At 52.8% G+C, this 26,555-nt stretch carries 19 protein-coding genes and 1 pseudogene; 9 read left to right on the forward strand and 11 right to left on the reverse strand.

The window, feature by feature from the left end:
- Nucleotides 1-19: 19 nt before the first annotated feature.
- A complete protein-coding gene (locus AT746_RS17725; protein WP_062483177.1) occupies nt 20-388 on the reverse strand; it encodes a DUF4168 domain-containing protein in 369 nt (122 codons plus the stop codon).
- A gap of 202 nt (nt 389-590) precedes the next feature.
- Between AT746_RS17725 and AT746_RS17730 the strand changes: the two genes are divergently transcribed.
- Both AT746_RS17730 and AT746_RS17735 read left to right on the forward strand, forming a co-directional pair.
- A complete protein-coding gene (locus tag AT746_RS17730) occupies nt 591-2,090 on the forward strand; it encodes an ATP-binding protein (protein WP_420480297.1) in 1,500 nt (499 codons plus the stop codon).
- Complete coding sequence (locus AT746_RS17735; RefSeq protein ID WP_062483179.1) at nt 2,080-3,441, forward strand: sigma-54-dependent transcriptional regulator; 1,362 nt, start codon at nt 2,080-2,082, stop codon at nt 3,439-3,441. The genes AT746_RS17730 and AT746_RS17735 overlap by 11 nt, the downstream gene beginning before the upstream one ends.
- A 465-nt stretch (nt 3,442-3,906) precedes the next feature.
- Here the strand turns inward: AT746_RS17735 and AT746_RS17740 are convergent, their stop codons facing one another.
- The 6 genes from AT746_RS17740 to cutA form a co-directional block, all read right to left on the reverse strand.
- The gene (locus AT746_RS17740) at nt 3,907-5,088 is read right to left on the reverse strand and encodes a heme biosynthesis HemY N-terminal domain-containing protein (RefSeq protein ID WP_062483180.1); all 1,182 of its coding nucleotides are present in this window, start codon (nt 5,086-5,088) and stop codon (nt 3,907-3,909) included.
- The gene (locus AT746_RS17745) at nt 5,085-7,043 is read right to left on the reverse strand and encodes a uroporphyrinogen-III C-methyltransferase (protein ID WP_062483182.1); all 1,959 of its coding nucleotides are present in this window, start codon (nt 7,041-7,043) and stop codon (nt 5,085-5,087) included. The genes AT746_RS17740 and AT746_RS17745 overlap by 4 nt, the downstream gene beginning before the upstream one ends.
- Nucleotides 7,036-7,971, reverse strand: a complete 936-nt coding sequence (gene hemC / locus AT746_RS17750) for a hydroxymethylbilane synthase (protein WP_062483183.1) — start codon at nt 7,969-7,971, stop codon at nt 7,036-7,038. The genes AT746_RS17745 and hemC overlap by 8 nt, the downstream gene beginning before the upstream one ends.
- 94 nt (nt 7,972-8,065) lie before the next feature.
- A complete protein-coding gene (locus AT746_RS17755; protein WP_062483185.1) occupies nt 8,066-8,455 on the reverse strand; it encodes a DUF2914 domain-containing protein in 390 nt (129 codons plus the stop codon).
- Between the two features lie 237 nt (nt 8,456-8,692).
- Entirely contained in the window at nt 8,693-10,507 is a 1,815-nt protein-coding gene (locus AT746_RS17760) for a protein-disulfide reductase DsbD (protein WP_082633333.1), read from the reverse strand.
- The gene (gene cutA, locus AT746_RS17765) at nt 10,504-10,827 is read right to left on the reverse strand and encodes a divalent-cation tolerance protein CutA (protein ID WP_062483187.1); all 324 of its coding nucleotides are present in this window, start codon (nt 10,825-10,827) and stop codon (nt 10,504-10,506) included. The genes AT746_RS17760 and cutA overlap by 4 nt, the downstream gene beginning before the upstream one ends.
- Before the next feature lie 459 nt (nt 10,828-11,286).
- Here cutA and AT746_RS17770 point away from each other — a divergent pair, with 459 nt between their 5' ends.
- Nucleotides 11,287-11,769, forward strand: coding sequence for an FxsA family protein (locus AT746_RS17770; protein ID WP_062483189.1), 483 nt, complete (start codon nt 11,287-11,289; stop codon nt 11,767-11,769).
- Nucleotides 11,770-12,065: 296 nt separating this feature from the next.
- Here AT746_RS17770 and AT746_RS17775 read toward each other — a convergent pair whose 3' ends face one another.
- Complete coding sequence (locus AT746_RS17775; RefSeq protein ID WP_062483191.1) at nt 12,066-12,920, reverse strand: YciI family protein; 855 nt, start codon at nt 12,918-12,920, stop codon at nt 12,066-12,068.
- Between the two features lie 183 nt (nt 12,921-13,103).
- Between AT746_RS17775 and ggt the strand changes: the two genes are divergently transcribed.
- Nucleotides 13,104-14,756: a gamma-glutamyltransferase gene (ggt, locus tag AT746_RS17780; protein ID WP_062483193.1), complete on the forward strand. Its 1,653-nt coding sequence runs from the start codon at nt 13,104-13,106 to the stop codon at nt 14,754-14,756.
- Between the two features lie 279 nt (nt 14,757-15,035).
- Here ggt and AT746_RS17785 read toward each other — a convergent pair whose 3' ends face one another.
- From AT746_RS17785 to AT746_RS17795, 3 genes are all read right to left on the reverse strand, one after another.
- Complete coding sequence (locus AT746_RS17785; RefSeq protein WP_062483195.1) at nt 15,036-16,694, reverse strand: alpha/beta fold hydrolase; 1,659 nt, start codon at nt 16,692-16,694, stop codon at nt 15,036-15,038.
- Nucleotides 16,695-17,036: 342 nt separating this feature from the next.
- Nucleotides 17,037-17,747 carry a DUF1028 domain-containing protein gene (locus tag AT746_RS17790; protein WP_062483198.1) on the reverse strand — a complete coding sequence of 237 codons (711 nt, stop codon included), beginning with the start codon at nt 17,745-17,747 and terminating at the stop codon, nt 17,037-17,039.
- A gap of 200 nt (nt 17,748-17,947) precedes the next feature.
- On the reverse strand, nt 17,948-18,778 hold the full coding sequence (locus AT746_RS17795) for a LysR family transcriptional regulator (protein ID WP_062483200.1): 831 nt from the start codon (nt 18,776-18,778) through the stop codon (nt 17,948-17,950).
- Between the two features lie 232 nt (nt 18,779-19,010).
- On the opposite strand from AT746_RS17795, the pseudogene AT746_RS17800 reads away from it, so the two are divergent.
- The 5 genes and pseudogenes from AT746_RS17800 to AT746_RS17820 all read left to right on the forward strand — a co-directional run bounded on the left by AT746_RS17800 (nt 19,011) and on the right by AT746_RS17820 (nt 26,444).
- Nucleotides 19,011-20,185: pseudogene (locus AT746_RS17800) on the forward strand (acyl-CoA dehydrogenase).
- 196 nt (nt 20,186-20,381) lie between these two features.
- A complete protein-coding gene (locus tag AT746_RS17805) occupies nt 20,382-22,634 on the forward strand; it encodes a dehydrogenase E1 component subunit alpha/beta (protein WP_062483202.1) in 2,253 nt (750 codons plus the stop codon).
- Nucleotides 22,634-23,677 carry a hypothetical protein gene (locus AT746_RS17810; protein WP_062483204.1) on the forward strand — a complete coding sequence of 348 codons (1,044 nt, stop codon included), beginning with the start codon at nt 22,634-22,636 and terminating at the stop codon, nt 23,675-23,677. The genes AT746_RS17805 and AT746_RS17810 overlap by 1 nt, the downstream gene beginning before the upstream one ends.
- A gap of 372 nt (nt 23,678-24,049) precedes the next feature.
- Entirely contained in the window at nt 24,050-24,820 is a 771-nt protein-coding gene (locus AT746_RS17815; RefSeq protein ID WP_062483206.1) for a substrate-binding periplasmic protein, read from the forward strand.
- A 70-nt stretch (nt 24,821-24,890) separates the two neighbouring features.
- On the forward strand, nt 24,891-26,444 hold the full coding sequence (locus AT746_RS17820) for an amidase (protein WP_062483208.1): 1,554 nt from the start codon (nt 24,891-24,893) through the stop codon (nt 26,442-26,444).
- Nucleotides 26,445-26,555 lie beyond the last annotated feature (111 nt).

The following is a 26,555-nucleotide window of genomic DNA, read 5'->3' on the forward strand; positions in this document are numbered from 1 at the left end:
TATCCTTCAGCCAGGCAGATTATTCACCGGCGAGTTCGTTCATGCGCCCGCGCAATTGCTCGTCGGTCTGCAGGCGCTGAACAATGGTATTGTACTCATCAGTAGACAGACCTGATTCAGACACGGCATCGATCATCTCCTGCTGGGCTTTTTGCTGGATTTCCTGGGCCTTGGTAGCATCATCGGCGTTCTGGAAAGCTTCAGCATATTTACCGCTGATGGCGCGCACTTCACTCATTGCCTCGACTACCTGCGCCAACTTGGCATCAGATACACGCTTCTGAAATTGCGCCTGCTGCTCAGGGGCCGGAGCATCCTGGGCTACAGCGCCTGCGGTAAAGCCCATCAAAGCAATACTGGTGGAAGCAGCTATCATTAATTTACGCATCGTTGTGTCTCCTGTTATTCGCTGGCAAAAATCTACCAATTCAATTTACGTCATGTCATAGCAAACAGAGCGAAGCTCGTGCCAACCTCGCAATAAAATCTTAACTCATTGTTTTATAACAACTATATCAATTGCAGCTAGCTACTACTCTGCGACAACCCGATTAATAGTGTATCCTTTTGACATGGGAAAGTGTCACGGTGTGACAAATTTGAACATATTTTTACAGGGTATACACAAGCTCAAGGCCATGGGTCTGCAACCTCTGCTGACGCTGTATCTGGTACTGCCCATGGTGATCATCTATGCCCTGGTCACCTGGTTTGGACTGGCGTTTGTCAAACAGATGGCGAATGAGAAATTACGCAGCGATCTCGAGCTGGTAGGCCGGGCCATCCGCTTACCGGTAAGTGAGGCGCTGGCCAAGAATGACCTCACTGCCCTGCAATCCAATCTTGAGTCGGTATTCAGTATTGGCAGAGTCTACGGCGCCTCCGTCTTCGATAAAGAGGGTAAACTGGTGACGTTTTCCGGCGTCACAGAAAAAGATCTCAGCCGCAGTTATATGGCCGAACTGGTTGTACAGACAGGAGAACAGCAGGACGGCTATCGCTCTGTTGAAGGACGGGACGTGTATTCTTATTTTTTACCCATCACCGACCGCCAGGGGGAAGTAAATGGCCTGCTACAGATTACCCGCCGTGCCAGCGATTTTGAGCGCTCATTCGAAAAACTGACCCGTCTTGCCTGGCTGAGCTGGGCCGGCCTGGTGCTGGTAACGCTGGGTATCCTGTTTCTCGGCCACCACCGCGCTATCGGTCGTTATGTCAGCCAACTGGTGAACAGCATGCGCCGCGTCGCACAGGGTGATCACAAGCACAGAGCCACCGAGTCCGGCCCCAGAGAGATACGTGAACTGATAACCGGATTAAATCAGATGCTCGACAGTATTACCGCCGCCGAAGCGGAGATCAGCGCCCACCGACACCAGGAGTATCTTTTACAGGAACAACTTAAAGAAAAAGAAAAGATGGCGGCCATTGGTCAGGTGGCCCGCGGTGTCGCCCATGAACTTGGCGCCCCGTTAACAGTAATTGATGGCCGCGCACAACGCCTGAGTCGCAAGACCGATGATGCCGACAGCCTGCGTCAGCTTGAGGCGGTGAGGGGCCAGGTAAAGCGCCTGACCCGCATGGTGCAGCAACTGTTGGATTTCAGCCGTCATCAGCAGGTGCAGACCGAAGAGTTTGGCATTACAGAACTGGTAAACCAGGCGGTGGAAAACCTCGGTTATGAAATGCTGATCGACAGCTGCCAGATACAGATCACCCCATCGTCGCCGGCACAGATGCTCTGTGGCGATCCTCAGCGTCTGGAACTGGCGCTGATCAATATCCTGCGCAATGCGGTGCAGGCGGCACAACGTGAAGTAACCATTTATTGGCATAAAGATTCAGAATCTCTAATGATCCATATAGAAGACGACGGACCGGGCCTTACCACGCCGGAGCAAAGTGAAAAACTACTCAGCCCCTTTTACACCACTAAAAGTCAGGGAGAAGGCACCGGGCTGGGGCTGACTATTGCCGCTCATATTATCAAAGACCACCGCGGAGAACTGACCCTGACAAACCGTAAGAACGGCGGTTGTCGGGTTACTGTCAGACTCCCATTGCAGGAAAATTCAGCACATGAATCTTAGTCAGGTTAGCGTTGTAGAGGACGATCCCGGATTGCGCGAGTTGCTCCAGGAGGAACTGGAGAGTTGCGGTTATCAGGTGAATGCCTTTGAGTCTGCCGAACTGGCCTTACAACATCATATCGAGGATAAGCCGGATCTGGTGATCAGCGACATTCGTCTGCCAGGAATCAGTGGTATGCAACTGCTGCCCAAACTCAAGGCCTGGGATCCTGCACCGGCAGTGTTGTTGATTACCGCCTTTGCCTCGGTGAACGAAGCCGTATCTGCCCTCAAACAGGGTGCCGATGACTTTATTACCAAACCGCTGGATCTCGAACACCTGCTGTTAAACGTCAAACGTCTGCTGGAACACCGGGCGCTTTATCTGGAGGTGAATCAGTATCGCCAACAACAGAAGGCTGAGACCTATGGCCTGGTGGGGAAAAGTCGTAGCATGCGCCAGTTATACCATCAGATTGAGCATATTGCCCCGGCCGATGGCGGCGTACTGATCCTCGGCGAAAGCGGGACCGGCAAGGAGCTGGTCGCCAAAGCAGTGCATCAGGCAAGCCCCCGTCACGACAAGCCCTTTCTGGCTATCAACTGTGCCGGCATCCCTGCTGAGCTGATGGAAAGCGAGTTCTTTGGCCATGCTGCCGGCGCTTTTACCGGGGCCAAACTGGCCCGGGCCGGTTTGCTCAAAGAAGCACAAGGCGGCAGTCTTTTACTGGATGAAATCGGCGAGATGCCGGTATCTTTGCAGGCCAAGCTGCTGAGAGTACTGCAGGAAGGCACCATGCGCCCTGTTGGCAGTGATAAGGAAGAGCGTGTGGATGTGCGTATTCTTGCCGCCACTCATCAGGATCTTGAGCAGCGGGTAGCCGATGGCGCCTTTCGTGCCGATCTGTTCTACCGCCTGGAAACCTTTACCATCAAAGTGCCGCCACTGCGCGAACGCGGCGAGGATCTGGAACTACTTGCCGAGCATTTTCTACAGCAACTCAGACTCTCTCAGCCCAAGCAGGTGCGGGGCATTGCCCCCGAAGCACTGGACTGCCTTTATCAGTATCCCTTTGCCGGTAATGTCAGAGAGCTGCAAAATGCCATAGAACGGGCCTATACCTTCTGCCAGGATAACGATATCGGGCTGGCTGACCTGCCGGAACGGATCCGTGAATCAGCGCCTGCGGTGCCAGGGAGCATCGATGAGAGCCGGCCGCAAAGCTGGCCCAGCCTGCAACAAATGCAGCAACAATATGTCGCTCAGGTGCTTGAGCATACCGGCGGCAACAAACAAAAGGCGGCACAAATACTGGGGATCACCCGCCGGACACTGTATCGCTGGCTGGAAGATGATGAAAGCGGGAAATAACCACGAAAAACACTAAAAACACAAACAAATACTTTACTCCCGCAGAGGCGCAGGGCCCGCTGAGGAAAGCCCCTTTTAATTTTACCCTGCGACTTTGCGCCCCTGCGAAAGCAGAGAGACAAGCTTTACCACGAAGATCGCGAAGGAACACGAAGGTTGAGATTTGACGAGTTGTCGAATCGAGTGTTCTGTAATGCTTCGTGCTTTTCGTGCCCTTCGTGGTGAGATTCGATTTTCATTCGTGGTTAAAAAACATAAAGACACTGGGCTCCCGCCAACAGCACGCGGGAGCGACGACCGGTCATGCCCGAGTGTTGTTGTCGGGCATCCAGCGACCTTCTAGAAAGGCAGAATTAAGTTCTTCTCCGGGATGGGCTCTGGCTTGTCGGATTGAAATCCGACATACGGAATAGCAATGTGTAAGGGTACAGGCCCCCTCACTCCTGACTCCTTACGCTTCACTCCTCACCCATCTCTAACTGCAAGACTCTGTTTATACAGACTCAGGGCCTGTTTATCATCCTGCTGCTGTTCCTTGACCCAGGCCAGGCGCAGCCTGTCCTGCTGACTTTCCTTGTGATCGGGTCTCAGGTGCAGCGCTTTACTGAGAGCCTTTTCCGCCAGTCTCAGATCACCGGCATGGGCCGACAACTGTCCCAGCACAGAAAGCAGTTCTGCATTTTTCTCATCCCTTTTCAGCCAGTCTTCCAGTGTCCTGATTGCCTTAACCGGATTGGGTAACTTCAGTTCACGAAATAAGGGTAACAGCAAAGGATGAGGACCTTTGCTCTGCCAGTCCACCAGCAACTGCTCTGCATCCGTATCCATTCTCTGCGCCAATAGCTGTTGAATATAGGCAGCCTGATAAGAGGGATCATGACGCTGTGCACGGGGCAGCTCCTGCCAGTAAGCTTTAAGCTGATTCGCCCCTTCCTTGCTGGCCACTTCGGCGAGAATGCCCTGCGCCGCCCTGAACATCCATTGCTGATAGGCATCTCGGCCCAGCACTTTTTTCCAGTTAGCCAGCTTCTCCTGCAATACCCGCCATTTGCCCGATGCCGCCAGTGCCCTTGCCCACACCGCCGCCACCTGCGGATGATGCTGCTGTTTATCATCCAGCTCACCGAGCAGGGCCAGTGCCTGAGCAGGATTGTGCTGCGCCAGCGCCAGTTCACTTAAATGCAGTCGCGCCGCTAATACACAGGAAGGATAATCCAGAGCCTGAGTCCATTTTTCTCTCGCCTTGTCCGCCTGCCCGGAACGCAGTGCTACCTGTGCCGCCAGCAATAAATTCAAACCGGAAAAGCGATCACTGTCGACCCGGGCCAGTTGCTTTTCGGCCTCGGCCAGATTGTTTTCTTCCAGCGCGATCAGGCCCTGACTAAAGGCTTTGCGGCGACGCCGCTCACCCCAGTTACCCAACCACTGCCTTGAGCCGGTAGCCAGGGTCAGTAAACGTTTTATCAGCCATTCCAGCAGCAAAAAGGCCAGGATTGCACCGATCAATATCAGCCCCAGAGAAATCACGCTCATTTCCACTGTCCAGTGGCCCAGTGCAATCAGCACATAACCTTTCTGGCCTATGAGATATGGCCCGGCAATCAGCCCTGCCAGCAAAAGAGCCAGGATAATAAACAGGCGGATCATGGCTGCTCACCCTGATATTGTGAACTCAGGCGCTGCCTGAGAAGTTCTTCCAGTGCCACTGCAGATTGCAGTTGCTGTGGATAATCACGACGAAGTTCGGTTTGCTGTAATTCGGCCAGTGAACTGCTGAATCCCGCCACCGCCGGAGCCTGAGGCGCAAAATACATCTCCAGTAAGTTTTGTGCTTCGCTCAAAAATGACTGATACAGCTCCGCCTGTTCTCTTAACACCAGATGTTGCGCCTGCAGCAGATACAAACGCAGTTGCTCACGCACCAGCCACTGCTGTTTGTCGCTCAGTAACGGCCTGGTTTGCTCGGTGCGCCGGCGAACGGTAATAAAATCATCGACTATGCCCTGCCAGCTGCGCTTTAAATTCATACGCCAGTCTGACACCGAATCGGATAACTCCTCCTGCACCTGTTGTTCTTCCGCATCGGGCAATACCACCATATCCAGTGGCAATGCATCCACCTGATTGGCCAGGGCGCCCAGTTGCAACGCCAGTTTAGTCAGGGGTTGCGGGTTGATCTGGCGAAGTTGCTGAATATCGTCACTCAATACCTGGCGAACCGGCAACAGACTGGGATCACTGAGATCCTCGAGTCGGGTATCGGCAGATTCGAGCAGTAAAATGGCGGTTTGCACGTCTTTTTCCAGCCACAGCTTACGACCCGCCATGCGCACCAGATAGGCGGCCTCAGCCAGCAACCAGTCATTAGGACGACGGCCTTTGACTTGCTGCAACTGTTGCTGGTTAGCACTGAGTTGTTGTTCAAATTCCGCCAGGCGCTGTTGCAATGCCTGTTGCTGGCTTTGCATATCCTGTTGCCGCGCCCGTTCCGCGCTGTCCAGTTGCTCACTGAGCTGTTGCGTCAGCTGCTGACGCTGACGTTGCTCATCAGCCGCCAGTTGCTCCAGGCCACTATCTTCAGCCTGTTGGGCGAGCCGGAATTGCTGCCAGCCCCAATAACCAGCCGCCGATAGCATCAGCACCATTAACAGATTCAGTACTGCCAACAGCCACAGAACACCAGTACGGGCGGGTCTCGGGCCTTTATCTGAGGCTTTTGTAGCGGACTTATTTTCCGTTTTGTTATTTTTGGGCGAACCTGAGGAAGAAGGTGTCACAGCGGAGGTCTTATCCCGCGCCTTTTCAGGTTCGGGTTTTGCGCTCTGTTGTGCTGCTTTTGAACTTGAATGTGTATCTGGCTCAGCCATAGATTGTTGCTCCATAAAGTGTCGGGCAGTGCGAATCAGTGCATCGTCACTGGCATCGTCACTGCGGATCACCCGGGTAATACCGCGTTCTCTGGCCTGTTGTATCAGCCTGTCACTGACCAGGATCCAGGGCAGCGTTTTAAGCCAGTTGTGATCAAACCGGGCAAATGCCGCATCCATCAGTTCACCACTGGTAGTAATAATGCATTGAATCTGCTCTGGTTTCCATGGCTGTGTCGGCTCAGGCTGCACAACCCGCTGACGCCGGTAAATACTCAAAGGCATCAGCACAGCGCCGCGTTCTGCCAGGCCTTCGGCCAGCAACTCCCGGCCCCCTTCGCCTTTTACCAGTAACACCGGCAGGCCATTTATTGCCTGTAATTCCGCCAGTGCCAGCAAGCCTTCGGAATCCTGCTGCTCTGGCACCTGTACCGCCAGCCCGGCTTGGCGGAGTATTTCGGCACTGCTGTTGCCAACCGCGAAATAGCTTAACTGTGACGGCCAGGTTTTATCCGCCATAGCCTCCAGCGTCAGTTTAGCCGCCGAAGTGCTGATAAAGATCACCTTGCTTTGGGCTGGCAGTGATAACAACTTTTCTGTCAGTTGCTCCAGCTGTTCAACCTGAGGTTCGATACGTAAAAGGGGCAGACCAATAACCGGGATACCGGCAGCGGCAAAGCGCTCACAGCTTTGTTGACATTTACCCTCGGGGCGCAGTAACAGAAATTCAGTCATGTTGCTGATACAAGGCATTGAGTATTTCTCTCGCGCCTTTTTCCAGTAACATTTGGCCCAGTCGCTGGCCCAGGGCTTCTGCATCGCTGGCATCACCACGGATTTCGGCACTGATGACCTCACTGCCATCTGTCGCCCCCACCAGACCACGCAACCAGATTTGCTGATCTTCCAGCAAGGCGAATCCGCCAATAGGTACCTGACAGCCCCCCTGCAAAGTATGGTTCATGGCCCGCTCAGCCTGCACACGAATAGCGGTAGGCTCATGATTAAGGGGTTTCAGCAGAGCGATCAGATCCTTGTCATCATCACGGCATTCAATCCCCACCGCGCCCTGACCCACTGCTGGCAGGCAGAATTCTGCTTCAATACTTTGGCTGATACGATCGCCCATCCCCAATCGCATCAAGCCGGCAGAGGCGAGGATAATGGCGTCGTAGTCACCATTATCCAGTTTTGCCAGGCGGGTATTCACATTGCCGCGCAAATCACGGATCTGCAAATCATCGCGCCAGGCTTTGAGCTGGCACTGGCGACGCATACTGGAGGTGCCGACTACCGCCCCCCTGGGCAGTGACTGTAAATCGGCATATTGGTTGGAAACAAAGGCATCAAAGGGATTTTCACGCTCGCAAATGGCATATAAACCAAAGCCTTCAGGCAAATCCATCGGCACATCTTTCATGGAATGCACGGCAATATCGGCTCTGTCTTGCTGCATTGCCACTTCAAGCTCTTTGATAAACAATCCCTTGCCGCCAATTTTCGCCAGCGGCGTGTCCAGCACCCGATCTCCCTGCGTGGACATGGGCACCAGATCCACCTTAAGACCGGGGTGAGCCTGTTCTAAGGCCTGTTTGACATACTCGGCCTGCCACAACGCCAGGGCGCTTTTGCGGGTCGCGATACGAACAAGGGATGGATGCATTGAGTTCTCTTGGAGCGTTAATCAGGTTTGACCAGATAATAACATCGCCCCTGAACTTTGACAGCTGTGCACAGTGGGTAATTGACCTGTAACTTCAATAATTCTCCATCGCAACAGTAAACTGAAAGTCTTTGCTGAGCAGCATTTGTTCGCCTACCCACACCTGTACCTGCCAGTCACCCTGCCATCTGGGCAGGAAATCTTTGCTCGACCAGGTGCGCCAGCTGTGACTACCGATATCGAAGGTCACTTCTGCCATCAGCTCGCCCTGGTACAGCCACTTATGTACCACCTGCTGATTCTTGCGGTTTTCGATATGAGTAAAAAATATCGCGGTGGTGATCTGCCCGGCGCGGCCCACCACCTCATCATGTAGATTATCCACCGGTTCGCGGTTTTGCACTTCACTGGTCAGTTGACTGCGCAGCACATCGGCCTGTGTGCTCAGCGCAACGCCCAGGAATAATATCAATAACCATCTCATTATCTGCTCCCCAAAGCTATGATGCTGATAAGTGTAGACGAAAGCAGATAGATAGCCCCCGGATAAAGGCTTAATTAACCACAGAGGCACGGAGAACACAGAGATATTAACGGTTTAATGCCCTTTACTTCTCTGTGCCCTCCGTGCCTCTGTGGTGAGATTTCTTTTTCGAGCAGGAAGCCCCCGGATTCGGCTCCGCTACATCCCTGCTACTCCTGCAAACTGAAAACTCTCTCCCTACAACGGCAGTTTTTCGAGGTGGGCGGCAAAGCGCTTGGCGTTCATAAAGCCGGTGACCCTGGCGCCTTGTAGCTCGTTGCCTTTGGCATCGAAGAACAAAATGGTAGGCAGCCCCAGCACCGCAAATTCCTCCTGGAATTCCAGACTGGTTGGTGTGTTTTCGGTCAGATCAATTTGCATCATGACGGTATTCTCCAGCGCTTTTTTGACCGCTGGATCGGGGAAGGTATATTTCTCAAATTCCTTGCAGGCCACACACCAGTCCGCGTACAGGTCGATCATCACCGACTTGCCTTGTGCATTCGCCGCTTCCAGCTTAGCTGCAAAGTCGCCCAGGTCGCGGACCCGCATAAAGTGTACTTCTTCACCCTGCAAAGATACGTTGCTGCTGCCCTGGTCACCGCCCGACTGCAGCGAACTGACGCCAGGCAGTACCGCCTGATAGCCATACAGCGCAGAGCCAAACAGCCCCAGGAAAATCACCAGGCTGCGCCCCCCTTTTAAGAAACTGGTGGCGGTGCTCTGATTCATCACCTGCCAGTAACTAAAGGTGGCCAGCCCCAGAATCGCCCAGGCCAGATTGGTCCACTGGTTTTCAATCATGCGTTCCACAAACAGCAGCGCCACCGCCAGCATCATAAAGCCAAAGGTCACCTTGACCACATTCATCCAGGCGCCGGCTCTTGGCAACAATTTCCCACCGGTCATGCCAAACAGCACCAGGGGTATGCCCATGCCGATACTCAGGGCATACAGGGCGGTAAAACCCAGCACCAGATCGCCACTTTGGGCCACAAACAGCAGTATGCCGGTCAGCGGGGCGGTGGTGCAGGGCGACGCCACCAGGCCGGAAATCGCCCCCATCAGAAACACGCCGGGATAATTACCGCCTTTTTGTTTGTTGCTAAGACTATTGAGTTTTTCCTGCCATTTGGCCGGTAACTGCAGCTCCCAGGCACCGAACATCACCAGCGCCAGCAGCGAAAAAACCACAATAAAGGTCACCAGAATGGCCGGGTGCTGCAACGCAGCCTGGAACCGCACCCCCGCCGAAGCCACCACCAGGCCAAGCAGCGAATAGGTAATGGCCATACCCTGTACATACACAAAACTGAGGCTGAAGGCCTTGGAAGTTTTAATCTCCTTACCCTGACCGATAATGATGCCGGAGAGAATGGGGTACATAGGAAAGACACAAGGCGTCAGGGCCAGACCGGCACCGAGCACCACAAAGATCAGCAGGGTCCAGAGCAGGTGCTGATCGCTTGAGAGCAGATCGGCCAGCTCAAATTGTTCGGAGCGACTGCCTGCCTCCGGCTCCTGCCCCGCGACCGCAGTTTCACTGCCCTCAGCCCCATCGCCCACCTGATCCAGATAGACCACCTGAGTGGTGGCCGGATAACACAATCCGGCTTCGGCACAGCCCTGATAACGGACTTTAACGACGCCGTCCTGTGCCGATGACAGAATATCGTACTCGATACTCACATCTTCAAAATACACCTCAGAAATGCCGAAGTACTCATCTTCAATCTCCTCGCCCTGCAGTGGGGTATACCGGGGTGCTGACAGCTGCACGTCAGTAAGCGCCGTTTTGAACTGCTTTTTATACAGATAATAGCCTTCAGCCACCTGCCAGCTCAGACTGAGCTTGCCGTCCTGTTGGCGGAAATTAAATTTAAAGGCTTCATCAACAGGCAAAAACTGCTGCTGATCACCCAGTAAATCTGCCAGCGGGTCCTGGGCGACAGCCAGCCCGGGTAACAACAGACAAAGGGCGATAACAAAATACTTCAGAGGGTTTTTGATCATCTTGTACTACTTCTAATCCAGTCCAGGTAGGTGGCACTGCCACCACAAACATCGATCACCAGCCATTCCGGTTCATCATAAGGGTGCAGGCTTAACGCCAGCTTATACAGTTCATCTGTATTGCCATGGGTGGTTTTCATCAGCAACTGCACTTCGCTGTCCTGCTCCACCTTGCCCTGCCAGCTATAAACTGAGGTCAAACCGGGCAGTATATTGACACAGGCAGCGCGTTTTTGCTCCACCGCCGCACGGGCAATCTGACCGGCGACCTCATTATCGGGACAGGTGCATAGCACCAGGCAAATATCAGATACTGTCATCAGACCCCTCCTGTTCACTTTGTCTTTCAAAAATTTATTCAGATGTCCACGAATTGCGGGTTTAACGCGTCAGACAGCGGCGTAGATAGTGCATAGATATACTTTGTAACATTTAAGTACCCAAGCACAAAATATATGACGAGCTCAGTGGAGTTCAAAGCCCCTTATGCAAGGCGCTTGCTTGCAGGTTTAGTGGGCCTAAATTAAAAACAAGGAACGCAGCAGAAGTGGCTTTGAAATTCACCCTTCGGGCGAGTGCCAGCGACTCCATGGCTGCGTTACGCCGCCTTGACGTAGGCCCACTATGCCTGTGGCGACGTGCCTTGCCCTGAAGCTGCTGGCGCTCGCTGAGCCGGCCATATATTCTGTGCCTGGGTACTCTTACTCTTGTATTGCTATAGTTGACCCCAACATACTCTGTTTGTCGCTTTATTGAGAGCGAGGTCATTAGGATACCCCATGGGAAAACTGTTTTTTCTGTTCGCTGTAATGCCCATTATCGAAATCGCCCTGTTGATTGAAGTGGGCGATCGGATCGGCGGCTGGCCCACTATTGGCCTGGTAATACTCACCGCCGCCGTGGGCGCCGCATTAGTGCGCATGCAGGGCGTTGCCACCTTATTTCAGGCCAGACGTAAGCTGGATATGGGACAAATTCCCGGGCAGGAAATGGTCGAAGGCCTGATGCTGGCCATCGCCGGTGTGCTGTTGGTAACGCCGGGTTTTGTTACCGATGCCTTTGGTCTGTTGCTGGTCGCGCCCTTCTCACGGCCGCTGATCGCCCGCTGGTTACTCAGCAAAATGCAGGTTCAGGTGGTACAGGCCCAGCAACAGCAATACTATGGTCGCCCGGATCAGAACAGTGACGGCAGCACCATTGAAGGGGAGTACGAGGTCAAATCGGCAGAGCAAAAAGAGCGGAACAAGCTGCCCAGGGACTAGCCAGGCGATGTCAGTCAGCACCAAACACTCTGCCAAAGTTGCCAAAGCGTTAAGGAGCCTGCCCAGTTGTTCGCTTTTAACCAGGTCAGCCAGAGTTATCCGCATCAATCACTATTTCGCAACCTGTGTCACCATTGATGCTCCACGGGTCCTTATCAGTGGCCCCAATGGCTGTGGCAAAACCACCTTATTGCTGTTGCGGTCTTTCTGTTTGCATAGCAATCTGGGCAGCGCTGTCAGCCACCGCTGCCCTCGAGCCTTATTTTTAATGTATTGGTGCTGTTTCGTGGCCTTTCTTAGTTTTGCTCTTCTTCGGCAGGAGCCACCATCAGCATCCAGCCCAAGTTAAACTGATCGGTGACCATACCAAAGCAAGGTGCCCAGAAAGTGGGTCCCAGTGGCATATCCACCCTGCCACCTTCTGAGAGTGCGGCAAACATGCGCTCGGCCTCCGTCTGCGAGCTGACGGTCAGATTCAGCCTGAAGCCACTGCTTGACTCATCAGGCCCGCAACCGTCAGAAGCAAAAAGAGTGTTGTCACCTATCCTGAATTCAGCATGCATAATCTTGTTATCGTATCCCTCAGGCACGGCACCTTCAGGCATAGGTTCCGGGCTTTCGCTGAAACGCATCATACTGATTATCTCGGCACCCAATGCCTGCTGATAGAAATTCAGCGCCGCTTCACTGGTACCATTTAAAAACAAATAGGGAGTCAGTTGCGACCGTTTAGCACTGAGCCGGTTACGCATAGCCTGCTCCTCTCTGGCCATTTCACCGTCAGGATCGGCTTCGGCAAAATCCTCCATTTCAAACAGTGGCCGGATCTCAATATCCGACTCCTGTGGCATGGGATTAGGGCAACGCTTCACCCACTCCAGCGCTTCTTGCATAGACGACACCTGCCAGACCCAGAACCCTGCCACCAGTTCCTCTGTCTGCCCAAACGGACCGTCGATAACTTCACGATGATTACGTGAAAAACGTACCCGCTTACCTTCATTACTGGGTTTAAGCCCTTCTCCGGCTTCCAGAATTCCGGCCTTTAACAGTTCCTGATTAAACTCATTCATGGCCTGCATCAGTTCAGGAGATGGCATCTCTCCTGCTTCCGAGCTCTCAGTGGCCTTTACCAATACTATGACTCTCATCTTGCTCTCCGTTATTGATGTTCTGTAACAAGTCGGATAACAAAACGGAGAATCGACCCGGAATTACAATATTTTTATGCTTTTATTGCGACCTCCATACTCAATCCTTTGTCACTGGCATAGACTTTCGCGCTGACTCGGGATAGGTTAACTCTCTGTTCTTATTCTCTATTCCGGCGGTGAATGATGTTAAGACTTTTTATTCTTGTAATTTTACTGGTGGCTCAGCCTGTTGCGGCACAAACACAACAGGCAGCTGTGGCCATGCCCGACAGTTACAGTGCCGATGTGGCCAGGCAGGTACTGGAAGATGGCGGCAATGCGGTAGATGCCGCGGTGGCGGCAAACTTTGTGCTGGCGGTAACCCTGCCCGAGGCCGGTAATATCGGCGGTGGCGGCTTTATGCTGATTTACAAGGATAATCAGGCTGACTTCCTAGATTATCGCGAAAAAGCGCCACTCGCTGCTCACAAGGATATGTACCTGGATGATAAGGGCAATGTGATCCAGGAAAAGCCCCTGTACGGTATTCTGGCATCGGGTGTGCCCGGTGCGGTAATGGGCATGTGGCAGGCTCACCAGAAATACGGCACAAAAGACTGGTCAGCCCTGATAAAACCGGCTATTGAGCTGGCAGAAGATGGCTTTATGCCGCACCCCAAGCTGGTGAACTCAGTCAAACGCTATACCCGACGCGTCAAGCAGAACCGCCATGGTCGTAATTTCGATCACTTCTTTGGCCGCATGCGGGACGATCAGCTTTTTAAACAGCCCAAGCTTGCCGCCACCTTAAAGCGCATTGCCGAAAAAGGCCCGGAAGATTTTTACAAGGGTGTGACCGCGCGCCTGATTGCCCAGTTTATGCAGGATCAGGGGGGACTGATCAGCCTGGAAGATTTGGCCGGATACGAGGCCAAGTGGCGCTCCCCGATCAGCGAAAAATGGCAGGAATACCAGGTTTTGTCAGCGCCCCCACCAAGCTCCGGCGGTCTGGTACTGGTGCAGATGCTGAAAATGCAGGCGCAACTGGCGGAACACTTTCAGGATCTGGAACATAATTCTGCCCGCTATATCCATTTACTGGCGGAGCTGGGCAAACTGGGTTTTGCCGACCGTGGTGAGTATATGGGTGACCCGGATTTCTACCCGGTACCCACAGAAAAATTACTCGATGATGCCTATATTGCCAGACGGGCAGCGCAGGTATCCATCGGCAGCATTTCAGCAACCGACAAGGTCAAACCCGGCCTGAAGGAAAGTGAAGATACCACCCATTACTCGATCATCGATCAATGGGGTAATGCCGTATCCAATACCACCACCATTAATCTGAGCTTCGGTAATGGCGTGGTAGTGGAAGGGGCTGGCTTTTTGCTCAACAATGAAATGGATGACTTCAGTGCCAAGCCCGGCGTGCCGAATTTCTTTGGTGCCATCGGCAAAGAAGCCAACAAGATAGAGCCGCAAAAGCGCATGCTCTCCTCAATGACACCAACCATTCTGTTAAAAGACAATCAGGTGGAGATGGTCACCGGCTCACCGGGCGGTACCACCATTATCAGCTCGGTGTTTCAGTCCATCTTAAACCGGGTGCTGTTTGACATGAGCGCCGAAGAGCTGGTGAATGCACCCCGCGTGCATCATCAGTTGTTGCCAAAAGATGTGATCCGCCATCATCCCGGCCTCTCTGCCAGGGCGAAATATCAGCTTGAAAAGATGGGCTATAAACTTGATGACAGGCGTTTCGGTGACCTGCAGGTAATCAGCCGGGACAATATCGGCAGGCTGGATGCCGCCTCACAAACCAGCGGCCGTGGTAAGTCGATGGTGTTTTAATCATCCATGCCGGGGTCTTTCAGTGTAAACAGACCCCGGTAAAGACGAAGGGATCGCGCAGAGGTTGAGTGTAAATTTTGTATTATGACTGGGCGGTAAAAAAGCACATTGACGAAAATCGATTTGGTCAACTCTAAGAACTCTGCCCCAGGGTACGGTTAAATATTGGGATCCATCCACTTATTCATTTGTTGTTTAGGATGTAACGGGGCGGCTCCCGCCCCAAACGAGTTCCCTTAATAACATGGTCTAAAACGCATTAAGACATGGTTTTGATAACTACTCATTGGAAATATACGCGTCAACAATAAAGTCCAGTAATGGATAATGCTTGTCTAAATACGCATTACCCTGTTCCTTTATTGGCCCTTGTTTTCCACCGCGCATTCCGCCACCCGCAGTTTCGCCATAAAGTGAATAAAGTCGGTCGACTACCTCCATGCCTTCCGTCACCTCGCCAAACACAGCGAAGCCGTCTTTATCCAGTCGGCTGTTATCGTTCAGGCTGATATAAACCTGGGTGTTTCTGGTGTCCGGGCCTGTCATAGCAAACGCAACGCGACCACGCAGATTACTTTCAACAACAGGGTCATCACTAATTGCCTGATCTGCCCACGCGTCAGTGACTTGCGGTGATGGGCTTAACCCAAACTGAGCAATAAAGCCTTCCACCACCCGGTTGATCGATACCCCATCGTAAAAACCATTTTTGACCAGATGATAAAATCGATCAGCGCCCAAAGGCGCCCACTCTTTATGTACGGCAATATCAAATGCACCTTCGGTTGTCTCAAATCGCGCAGTAAACTCAGCGGGTACCGCTTGTGACCATAACGGTGCTTGCGGCGATATCAGCAGCGAAAAGTCAGGACTTGCCTGCTCTCCGGTCGCGGCCAAAAAGCGCGCAAGATAGGGACCCCATATGCTGGGTATAGAATGGGTGCCATGGCCCCGTGTTAGCTCAGTAATCGGCAGTGTAACCGCTGCACCTTGTTTTACCCGTTTTATTTGCTGCTCCAGAATGCCCAGCTCGGGCGGATTTACCTGATCGTCAGCTGAATTAATCGCCAGCAGTGGCGCTTTAATATCTTCAAGATGAGGCTTCGGGTTGTAAAAGCGCGAGGCATCAAAGGCCCAGATTAAATCATTAGCATCCATTGCACCGGCATAGCGTTCAACCATACTATCCAGCATGGTTTCTGACTGTTCCCGGGTAGGCGCTTGCAACTGGTAATTGAGCGGACTTGATACCATCATGATCAATGGATACATGGCCTCACGAAGGCCAGGGGGTTGTGTTGTGTAACTGCCCTGTTTCCATTCAGGATCGTTTTTAACCGCATCGATAATCATTTTACGCAGCATGCGATTGCGACCCGCAATCTCCACCGGCAAACTGGCCAGTGGCATCAAGGCATCCATATAGTCAGGATAGGTATAGCCCCATACCCAGGAAAACATGCCGCCCATTGATGTGCCGGTTACCAGTCGTAAGTGATCGACATTCAGATGCTCTGTTAACAACTGATGCTGGGCCCGCACCATATCGTCATAGGTATAGGTGGGAAATGCACCACCGAGTCCGTCACTTGGCTTGCTCGACTGGCCGTGACCAATGGCATCAGGCAGGATAATGAAGTACTTTTCTGCATCAAGAAGGCCGCCTTTTTCAAACAGTACACCGGCATAACGGTCACGCATAAACCCGGCTCCGCTGCCGGTGGTGCCATGCATCACCAGTACAGCATTGGTGACCTGCCCCTTGCTGTCCCGTTTTATTTCACCCAGGGTACGGTAATGCTGCCTGAGATCCAGCTCGCCTCCGGTTTCAAATGAAAAGTTCTTTATGATGAACTCGCCCTCTTGCGCCGCAGGCATGGCATTGACGAAACCGGACAGGAGCAGCGTTACAAAAGGCAGGAGCAAATGTTTAAACATTAATATCAGCCAATTACAGAATCATAGCGTCAATATAACCACAGCCACCGCACGTAATCCAATAAGACCTGATTCTTGTTCAGGTTTGTGAGGCCCAATTCACAGCGGCATGATGCTTACTAATGTAGTCTCAATGATGCGGATATCTGACTATGACAAAACTGTTTTAAGCAAATATTCCCTTTGCCAATGTAAGTAACTTTGCCACGCGACCTCCCTGGCTTTTTATCTGGAAGAACAAAGCCTGGCTGCATGTTCGCAACCGGCTCATTCCTGACGTTTATAGTCCGCGATCATTGTGTTCATGAATAATGCTGTGACTGGCGCCAGGAGTACCAATTTTTAGTTTTGATAGAGCCTGTCGAACTGTCTTTTTAACAGCGTAACGGCGGGTTTGCCGCCTTGCTCAGTGCCATAAACAGACAACTTGGTTATGGCGTCTGTTTCAGGATCGTAAACAGAGATAAAGGCGGAGCGTGCAGCTTGTTTGTCACAACGGTTATCTCCGCCACTTTCTTCTCCGGCTTTAAGCGCATCCATCAGCCGATGGGTAAAGGTTTCTTTGCGCCCCTTTTCGTAGGCGGCGTAAGCCTGATTAATGACCTCTTTATCGACCAAGATATTGCCCAGGATCGCCACATCATCGCCGGTTTTTGAACCACTCCACGGCTTAATATCTTTACCGGAATACACCAGGGGTTGGTCTTCATGCCGAAGCAGGATCACGCCGTATTGCTGGCGTTCGGGATTAAACTTATCGATTTGCATGGCTGCAAGAATTTCCCCGGCAGAACCGCCTTCCTGCATTTTCTTTACACCTTCCATGCGCGCAAAGTAGTTGCTCGCCGCCTGCACCACAATGGCCCCCTTTTTGGGAACCAATGAAGCAACGCCTGATACGTCAAAGGTACAGGACGCACCAGCAATGCCAATTTCACCGGTGCCCCGATCAACGCCTATAATCGACCAGGTGGCATAAACCGGAAAACTAAAAAGTGCTGCAAGCACGAACAGAATTGAAGCAGATTGTATTCTCATGCTGGTGAACATCATTGTCCCCCCCCCTCTCAGGTATGGGTTGTAAGTTTTGTTTTATAACCCATTGTTAGTCGCATTTTATTCTGAAAAGGTTTAATTCCCTCCGACGCCGGCAACCTTTGCGCGCAAATAGTGGGGTATTCCTACCAATTGGGGACATCCCCCCCTTCTAAATGATACTTTGACGCAAATTCATTTGTACCAGGAAGCCAGATCTAGCCACCACCACTATCCAGCGCCAGCTTGATAAAGGTGCTGATAATTTCTGTTTGCTGGCGCCAGGCCAGGCCGATTTCCCGGCTCAGTTCCAGACCCTGCAGGGGTACAAAACGAATATCCGGGCTGTGCAGCTCTTCGTGTACCGGCACCAGCGCACAGCCCACACCGGCGCTGACCAGGCCAAGGGCATATTCGATGGTCTGAATACGGGCGCGGATATCCAGCTTAATGCCGGCCTGTTGGGCTAAGTGGCGCAGTGCCGCGCAGCCCTCGCAGGGGCTGCGCTGAATAAAGGCCATATCGGTTAAGTCATTGATACTGATGGTGTTTTGCAACGACAAAGGATGATTGGCGGGCACCGCTAACTGGTAACTGTCCTGCCAGATAAGCTGATAGTGCTCGCCCTGCTGCAACAGATCCCGGGTGATGATTCTGGCGTCGCTGCTATCCTCCGGCGGCACCAGTGACAACTCCAGTGCATCACGGGCCGAGGTAAAGGCTTTAAGCAATGCACTCATTCTGCTCACCCCCAGCCCTTTGGTGACCCCCAGCCTGAAAGGCTCTTTTTTGAGACCGCCGGAGAATACCGAATGAATAGCATCGGCCTGAGCCAATAGTTGCTTGGCCAGCGGATAGAGCTGTTCCGCCGCTTCGGTGGCTTTTACACCACGGGCATGGCGTAAAAAAAGTTGCTGCCCCAGTTCATTTTCAAGCTGTTTAATCGCCGCCGACAGCGAGGGTTGAGCAATAAAGCGCCGCCGCGAGGCACTGCTTAAGCTGCCCTGTTCATACACCGCCACAAAGTGGGCCAGAGGACGTAATTCCATCGATTATCCATGCCGCCAAGATATAGATACAGACTATATCTAATAAAGAAAATTGGTACTATTCCTTTAGCTAAATTGGGCTTAGTATCGGTATCAGGCTGAACAAAAAGTGGGGTCAGAGTAAACTTTTCTGTCTATTGCTCAGCCAAAGAAATAGAACTGTGCGTTAAAGTTTACTCTGACCCCACTTTTACCAGGCAATCGTTTTTGTAAACAATCAGGTGTATTCGTTATGGCAAAACCCGCTTTCAACTGGCAAGACCCGTTATCACTGGAATCCATGTTAACCGAAGAAGAGCGCATGATCCGCGACAGTGCCCATCAGTACTGTCAGGAGCGGCTGATGCCAAGGGTGCTCAAAGCTAATCGCGAAGAAATTTTCGATCGCGAAATCATGAATGAGCTGGGTGAGCTGGGCCTGCTGGGTGCCACCCTCCCGGAGGAATACGGCTGCGCCGGGGTCAATCATGTGGTGTATGGCCTGGTAGCCCGCGAAGTGGAGCGGGTCGACAGTGGTTATCGCAGCGCCATGAGCGTGCAGTCTTCACTGGTGATGCACCCTATTCATGCCTACGGCACTGAAGAACAGCGGCAGAAATACCTGCCTAAACTGGCTACCGGTGAATGGGTCGGCTGTTTTGGCCTGACCGAACCTAATGCCGGTTCCGATCCCGGCAGTATGGCCACCCGCGCCGTCAAAGTAGACGGCGGCTATAAGCTCACCGGCACCAAGATGTGGATCACTAACTCCCTATCGCCGATGTGTTTGTGGTGTGGGGCAAGCTTGACGGCGAAATTCGCGGTTTTGTGCTGGAAAAAGGCATGCCCGGCTTAAGCGCACCAAAAATCGAAGGGAAATTTTCGCTGCGCGCCTCCATTACCGGTGAAATCGTGATGGACAATGTACTGGTGCCGGAAGAAAACCTGCTGCCTAATGTCAGTGGCCTCAAAGGGCCATTCGGCTGTCTGAATAAGGCCCGTTACGGTATTGCCTGGGGCGCGCTGGGTGCAGCAGAATTCTGCTGGCATGCGGCCCGCCAGTACACTCTGGATCGGGAGCAGTTTGGCCGCCCCTTAGCCGCTACTCAGCTGATCCAGAAAAAGCTCGCGGATATGCAAACCGAGATCACCATCGGCCTGATGGCCTGTGTACAGGCCGGACGCCTGATGGATCAGAATCTGCTCGCCCCTGAAGCCATCTCGCTGATTAAGCGCAACTCCTGTGGCAAGGCCCTGGACATTGCCCGGGTTGCCCGGGATATGCACGGCGGCAACGGTATTGCCGATGAATTCCATGTGATCCGTCATGTGATGAACCTCGAAGCGGTCAACACTTACGAAGGTACCCATGATGTGCATGCCCTGATCCTGGGCCGGGCACAGACCGGATTGCAGGCCTTCGGCTAAATCAATGTCCAGACTATGAGTCAGGTTCTGTTGATGTGATTCTGAACCCTCCACAGCATGGACGCTGTGGCGGAGCGTCCAGGGAAGGACTTACCGCGTGTTCTGAATCGCATCGACAGCACCTGCCAACAGTGATGCAGAAATTTAAACCGCCAATCAATTTTACCTGCGCTGCGGCGGTATTCAGGAGTGACAGATGTTGGATCGCAATAGTATCGTCAGACAGAATCTGATCCGTCTGATTGAGCAAAATGCACTGCCCAGACCGGCGCTGCCGATGACCACGGTTGACGCCGGCCTCAATCACGGCCAGTTGGTGGATTTATTTGAAACCCAGGTAATGAGCCGGCATCTGGATCTTGAATCCCGGCGCATGCAAAAGCAGGGGCAGAGCTTTTATACTATCGGCAGTGCCGGCCATGAGGGCAATGCCGCCTGTGCCGCCGCCCTGCGTCCTGACGATATGGCCTTTTTGCATTATCGTAGCGGTGCCTTTGCCATTCAGCGCGCCAAACAATACCCGGGCAGTACCCCCCTTTTTGATATGTTGCTGTCTTTTGCAGCCTCGGCTGAGGATCCCATCTCCGGCGGTCGCCACAAGGTGCTCGGCAGCAAGAAGATGTTTATTCCACCGCAAACCAGCACTATTGCCTCTCATCTGCCTAAGGCCATGGGTACGGCCCACAGTATTGCCCTGAGCAGAAAGCTCGGCACCGAATCGGTGATACCCAAAGACGGCATTGTGTACTGCAGTTTCGGCGATGCATCGGCCAACCATTCCACTGCGCTGGGTGCCATTAATGCAGCCTGCTGGGCGGCCTATCAGTCGGTGCCCATGCCCATGCTGTTTGTCTGTGAAGATAATGGCATCGGTATTTCCACCCCTACCCCGCAGGGCTGGATCCACGCTAATTTTGCCAATCGCGCCGCACTGGAATACCGCTATTGTGATGGCCTGAATCTGCTGGATACCTTTAACACTGTCAGCCAGGCAGCGAACTGGGTGCGTAAACACCGCAAGCCGCTGTTTTTACATATGCGTACGGTGCGACTGCTCGGCCATGCCGGCTCCGACTCTGAATTTGCCTACCGCAACCTGCATGCTATCGAGAGCACCGAAGCACAGGATCCGCTGTTGCACAGTGCCGCCATACTCATGGAGCAGGGTGTTCTCAGTGGCGATGAGATTATCGCCCTGTATAACGAGGTGGAACAGCGGGTACAACGTATCAGTAAAGAAGCGGCCAGCCGTCCAAGACTGGTTAACAAGGAGCAGGTGCTTGCCTCTGTGATCCCGCCCAAACGTCAGCTTCCGGCACTTAATCCGGTAGCAGAAGATAAACGCGCAGCCCTGTTTGCCCATGAAAAACACAATCTTGGCAAGCCTCAGCATCTGGCCAAGCTGATCAACTGGGCACTGATGGATCTGATGGCTCAGCATCAGGAAATCGTCCTCTGCGGTGAAGATGTAGGAAAAAAAGGCGGCGTCTACAATGTTACCGCCAAACTGTGCGAGAAATTCGGTGTGCCCAGAGTCATCAATACCCTGCTCGACGAACAATCGATACTGGGGATGGCCATCGGTATGGCCCATAACGGCCTGTTGCCGATCCCCGAGATCCAGTTCCTGGCCTACGTGCATAACGCCGAAGATCAGATTCGCGGCGAAGCGGCTACCCTGTCGTTTTTCTCCAACGGTCAGTATACCAACCCCATGGTGATCCGTATCGCAGGGCTGGCCTACCAGAAAGGCTTTGGCGGTCATTTTCACAATGACAATTCCTTTACCCTGTTCCGTGATATTCCCGGACTGATCCTGGCCTGCCCCTCTAATGGCGCCGACGCCGTAGCCATGCTGCGCGAATGTGTGCGCCTGGCTAAAGAAGAGCAGCGCCTGGTGGTGTTCCTCGAGCCCATCGCCCTGTATATGAAAAAAGATCTGCACGAGGAAGGCGACAACCTCTGGTCTTTTGAGTATCTGCCACCGGCACAGAACCAACCCATCGCCCTCGGCGAGCCGGGCCGCTACGGCGACGGCAAGGACCTGTGCATTATCAGCTATGGCAATGGCTATTATCTCAGCCGTCAGGCCGAGAGAATCCTGCAACAGAAGGGTATTCACTGCACAGTGCTTGATTTGCGCTGGCTGGTGCCACTGAATGAAAAGGCCATTGTTGAACATGCTCTGGGCTTCGATAAGGTGCTGATTGTGGATGAGTGCCGCAAGAGCGGTTCGGTCAGCGAAGCGCTGGTGACCTTGTTGCATGAAGCGGATCAGGCCAGTCAGCAACAACGAATGATCACAAGATTATGCGCCGAAGACAGCTTTATTCCGCTGGGCAATGCCAGTTATCAGGTGCTGCCCGGTACAGAGCAGATAGTGGAACTGGCTCAGAGCATGGTTCAGCACAACAGTAAGAAAAATAACAACATACGTGGGGTAGGCTGATGAGCACTAAACAAACCGCCGTGGTCATTTGCCCGGGCCGGGGCACCTACAATAAAGACGAACTGGGTTATTTTCGCCGTAATCACGCTGACAAAGGCCATATTCTGGATGTGATTGACAGCTATCGCCACAGCCAGGGACAGATGCCAGTGAGCGAGCTGGACGCCATGAACGCCTACAATATGCGCCAGCATACCGCCGGTGAGAATGCCTCGGCCCTGATCTATGCCTGCGCCCGAGGAGATTTTGAAGCCATCGACACCGAACAGTATGAGATTGTCGCGGTCACCGGTAATTCCATGGGCTGGTATATTGCTCTGGCCATGGCGGGGGCGTTAGGCGAACAACAGTCCATCGAGCTGATTAATACCATGGGCTCGATGATGGCCGGTAAACTGATTGGCGGGCAGATGATCTACCCCGTGGTGGATGAAAACTGGCTGCCGGACAGGGCGCTGCAGGCAGATATCCAGAACTGGATGGCTGAGGCCAATAACCAGAGTGGTGCCGAAGTCTATGTTTCGATTCACCTTGGCGGTTATCTGGTACTGGGCGGCAACGACAAGGGTCTTAAAGAAATGGAGCAGCGCCTGCCCAAGGTACAGGACAGGTACCCTATGCGGTTATTTAACCATGCTGCCTTTCACACCCCGCTGCTCAGAGGCATTTCCGAAAAAGCCCGGCAGATCCTGCCTGCATCGCTGTTCAGCAAACCAAACCTGCCGCTGATCGACGGCCAGGGTAAGATCTGGCAACCTTACAGCACCGAGCTGGATGCCCTGTATCGCTATACTCTGGATACGCAGGTGGTGGCACCCTATGACTATTCCGCTGCCATCTCTGTGGCTTTAAAAGAATTTGCCCCCGACAAGCTGATTATTCTCGGCCCCGGTGCCACCTTAGGCGGCGCCACCGGCCAGTGCCTGATCCAGAACCGCTGGCAGGGCATTGCCGACAAGGCCGGATTTATCAGTCGTCAGCAGCAGGATCCGCTGTTACTGGCCATGGGTATGCCGGAACAGCGCCCTTTGGTGACAAGCTGAGACATTATCAATCGTAGCCCGGATGCAGCTAAGCGCAATCCGGGGACAATGCCCTGAAAATGCCATCCCTTCAGTCATGCCCGAGTGCTGTTATCGGGCCTGTCCAGCACTCCCCCTCCTGTAATCCGCTGCGCTACTTACAGGCTACACTCGCTGAAGCTCACTCGCGCAGAGACGTAAAGTTGCTAAGACAAAATGGTGACTGTTTGATACCTCTGCGTTCTTAGCGCCTCTGCGAGATCAAACTACTTTCGGATTCTTTTGGCATGGTGGATGAATACTTCAATCACAACAGAGTAACCGGTTAAAACATATCCGCATCTCTGCTGTTTTTGGTTAGACTAAAACTATGGTGTCGCCATTTCATGTCTTATGTTCAGGCAACTAACCCTGTGTCTTGTTCTGATCAGCTTCAGCCTGCAGGCCGAGCGTTACCTGATTGGTATAGAGGCCATCAACTTTTATCCCCATTATGACTTTTCACCTGATTCAGAGGGTGGCTTTGCTAATGAGGTTTTTGTGCTTTTCGCTGAGATTTCTGGCCTTAAGCTGGAAATGGTTCCCCTGCCACCCAAGCGTCTTTATCATGAACTGGACCGGCGCATGGATTTTATCTATCCGGATCATCCGCGCTGGGTGCAATATCAGGGTACAGCACCACAGCGTTATTTCAGTCAGGCCGTGACCGGCAATCTGGGCACGGCGATGATCCGCCCGCAATTGGCCGATGCCAGGCCTGAAGATATCCGCAGTGTTGCCATAATTCACGGTTTTACTCCCGTAGCCTGGTTAAGCCGTTCAGCAGACAGAATTGATCTTATAGAGGTCCCGGACGCTCAGTCAGCCATAGGTCTGGTATTAAAAGGCAGAGTTGATGCGGCTGATGTGGAATATAACGTGGGCAGTCATATTCTACGCCAATCAGACAGGGAAGGTGACTTGTTACCGGCACTGAACCTGCCTTATACCCTGGGCAGCTATCACCTTTCCAGCGTAAAGCATCCACAAATTATTGAACAGTTTGATAAGTTCTTGCTTGAGCATCAGACTGAGATCCAGCGATTAAAAAGCAAGTATCGGATCAAAGAAAGGCTTGAGCAATTACCTCAGGGCCGTGTGTCACCGATAGAAAACGATAACTAAGGCAAAAACCTTCACACCGAACAGAAAAAATCCGTAAAGTAGTGACAAAACAGCAAGTTCAGGTTCCCCAATGCTTAATCATATTTCACTGTCATTTATACTGATACTGCTGCTCAGTAGTTGCGCTGTTACATCGACTCAGCCCGATTATGCTGATCTGATTGAAGCCGATGTGACCTCTTTGCAGGCGCGGATGAACAAGGGCGAGCTAAGCTCTGAGCAGTTAGTGAACTTCTATTTGCACCGGATCGAAAAATATAACCGTCAGGGGCCTGAATTAAGGGCAATAATCAGCATCAATAAAGACGCAGTACAGCGTGCCAGAGAACTGGACAGATTACGCACTCAGGGCGAAATTTCAGGTCCGTTGCATGGTATTCCGGTGTTACTTAAGGACAATATCGATAGTGTGGGCCTGGCCAACACCGCAGGCTCTGAGCTGCTTAAAGATAATCTGCCCGCCGATGACGCCTTTGTGGTCACCAGGCTAAAGGAGGCTGGTGCCATTATTCTGGGCAAGGCAAACTTATCTGAATGGGCCAATTTCCGTGGTGAGCGATCAAGCTCTGGCTGGAGCGCTTTAGGCGGCCAGGCAAGAAACCCCTATGATCCCACCACCTCCCCCTGTGGCTCCAGTGGCGGTTCTGCTATTGCAGTAGCCGCCAACCTGGTGACCATAGCAGTGGGCACCGAGACCGACGGCTCGCTGGTGTGCCCTGCGGCTGTTAATGGCATTGTTACCATCAAGCCAACCTTAGGACTTATCAGCCGCGATGGCATTATTCCCATCGCCCACAGTCAGGATACCGCAGGCCCCATGGCCCGCACCCTCAGAGATGCTGTTATTATGCTGGCATCCATGCAGGGAAAAGACAGCGCTGACCCGGCTTCCTTTGCTACCAATACCGACTGGCTCAGTCATCTGCAGGGAGAAGGCCTGAAGGGCAAACGTATCGGCATCGTGCGCAATCTGACTGGCTATCATGAGCTACTCGACAAACAGTTTGAGGCCCAGTTGGAGATTTTAGAAGCCCGGGGGGCCATTCTGGTGGAAGATGCCAATATCGAAACCCTGCGCAAATGGTCAGAAGATGAATTTACTGTGCTGCTACACGAGTTTAAAACAGATCTGGCTGCGTATCTGGCAGGCACAGGCTTACCCTATGCTAATTTGAGCGATCTGATTGCTGCCAATCAGGCTTCAGATATTGAGCTGTCCATTTACGGTCAGGAGCTGTTTGAAATGGCCGAAGAACGCACTGAAGATCAACAGCAAGACTACCAACAAGCCCTTGAGCGGGCAAAACGTCTAGCTGGAAAAGAAGGTATCGACGCGGTGATGGAGAAACATCAGCTTGATGTCCTTATCGCGCCAACTGTGGGCCCGGCCTGGAAGATCGATCATGTCAATGGCGATCATTATATGGGTTCGGCCAGCTCTGCTGCCGCTGTGGCAGGCTACCCCCATATCACAGTGCCCATGGGCTTTATCGAAGTACCAGGCAGCCCTGCTCTGCCCGTGGGATTGAGTTTCTTCGGCCCCGCCAACTCAGAGCCGGTGCTGATTGAAGCGGCCTATGGCTACGAACAAGCCAGCCAACACCGCAAACCACCGCCTTTGTAACGGCGCTCAGTCATGTCTGAATGCTGTTATCGGGCTTCCAGCGCCCTATAGTTGCACGGTATTAGCCCCGCAATCCGCTTTGCTCCTTGACGGGCTACACATAACTCGCCA

Origin of the sequence: Lacimicrobium alkaliphilum, from assembly GCF_001466725.1 — a bacterium.
Taxonomy (GTDB): Bacteria; Pseudomonadota; Gammaproteobacteria; order Enterobacterales; family Alteromonadaceae; genus Lacimicrobium; species Lacimicrobium alkaliphilum_B.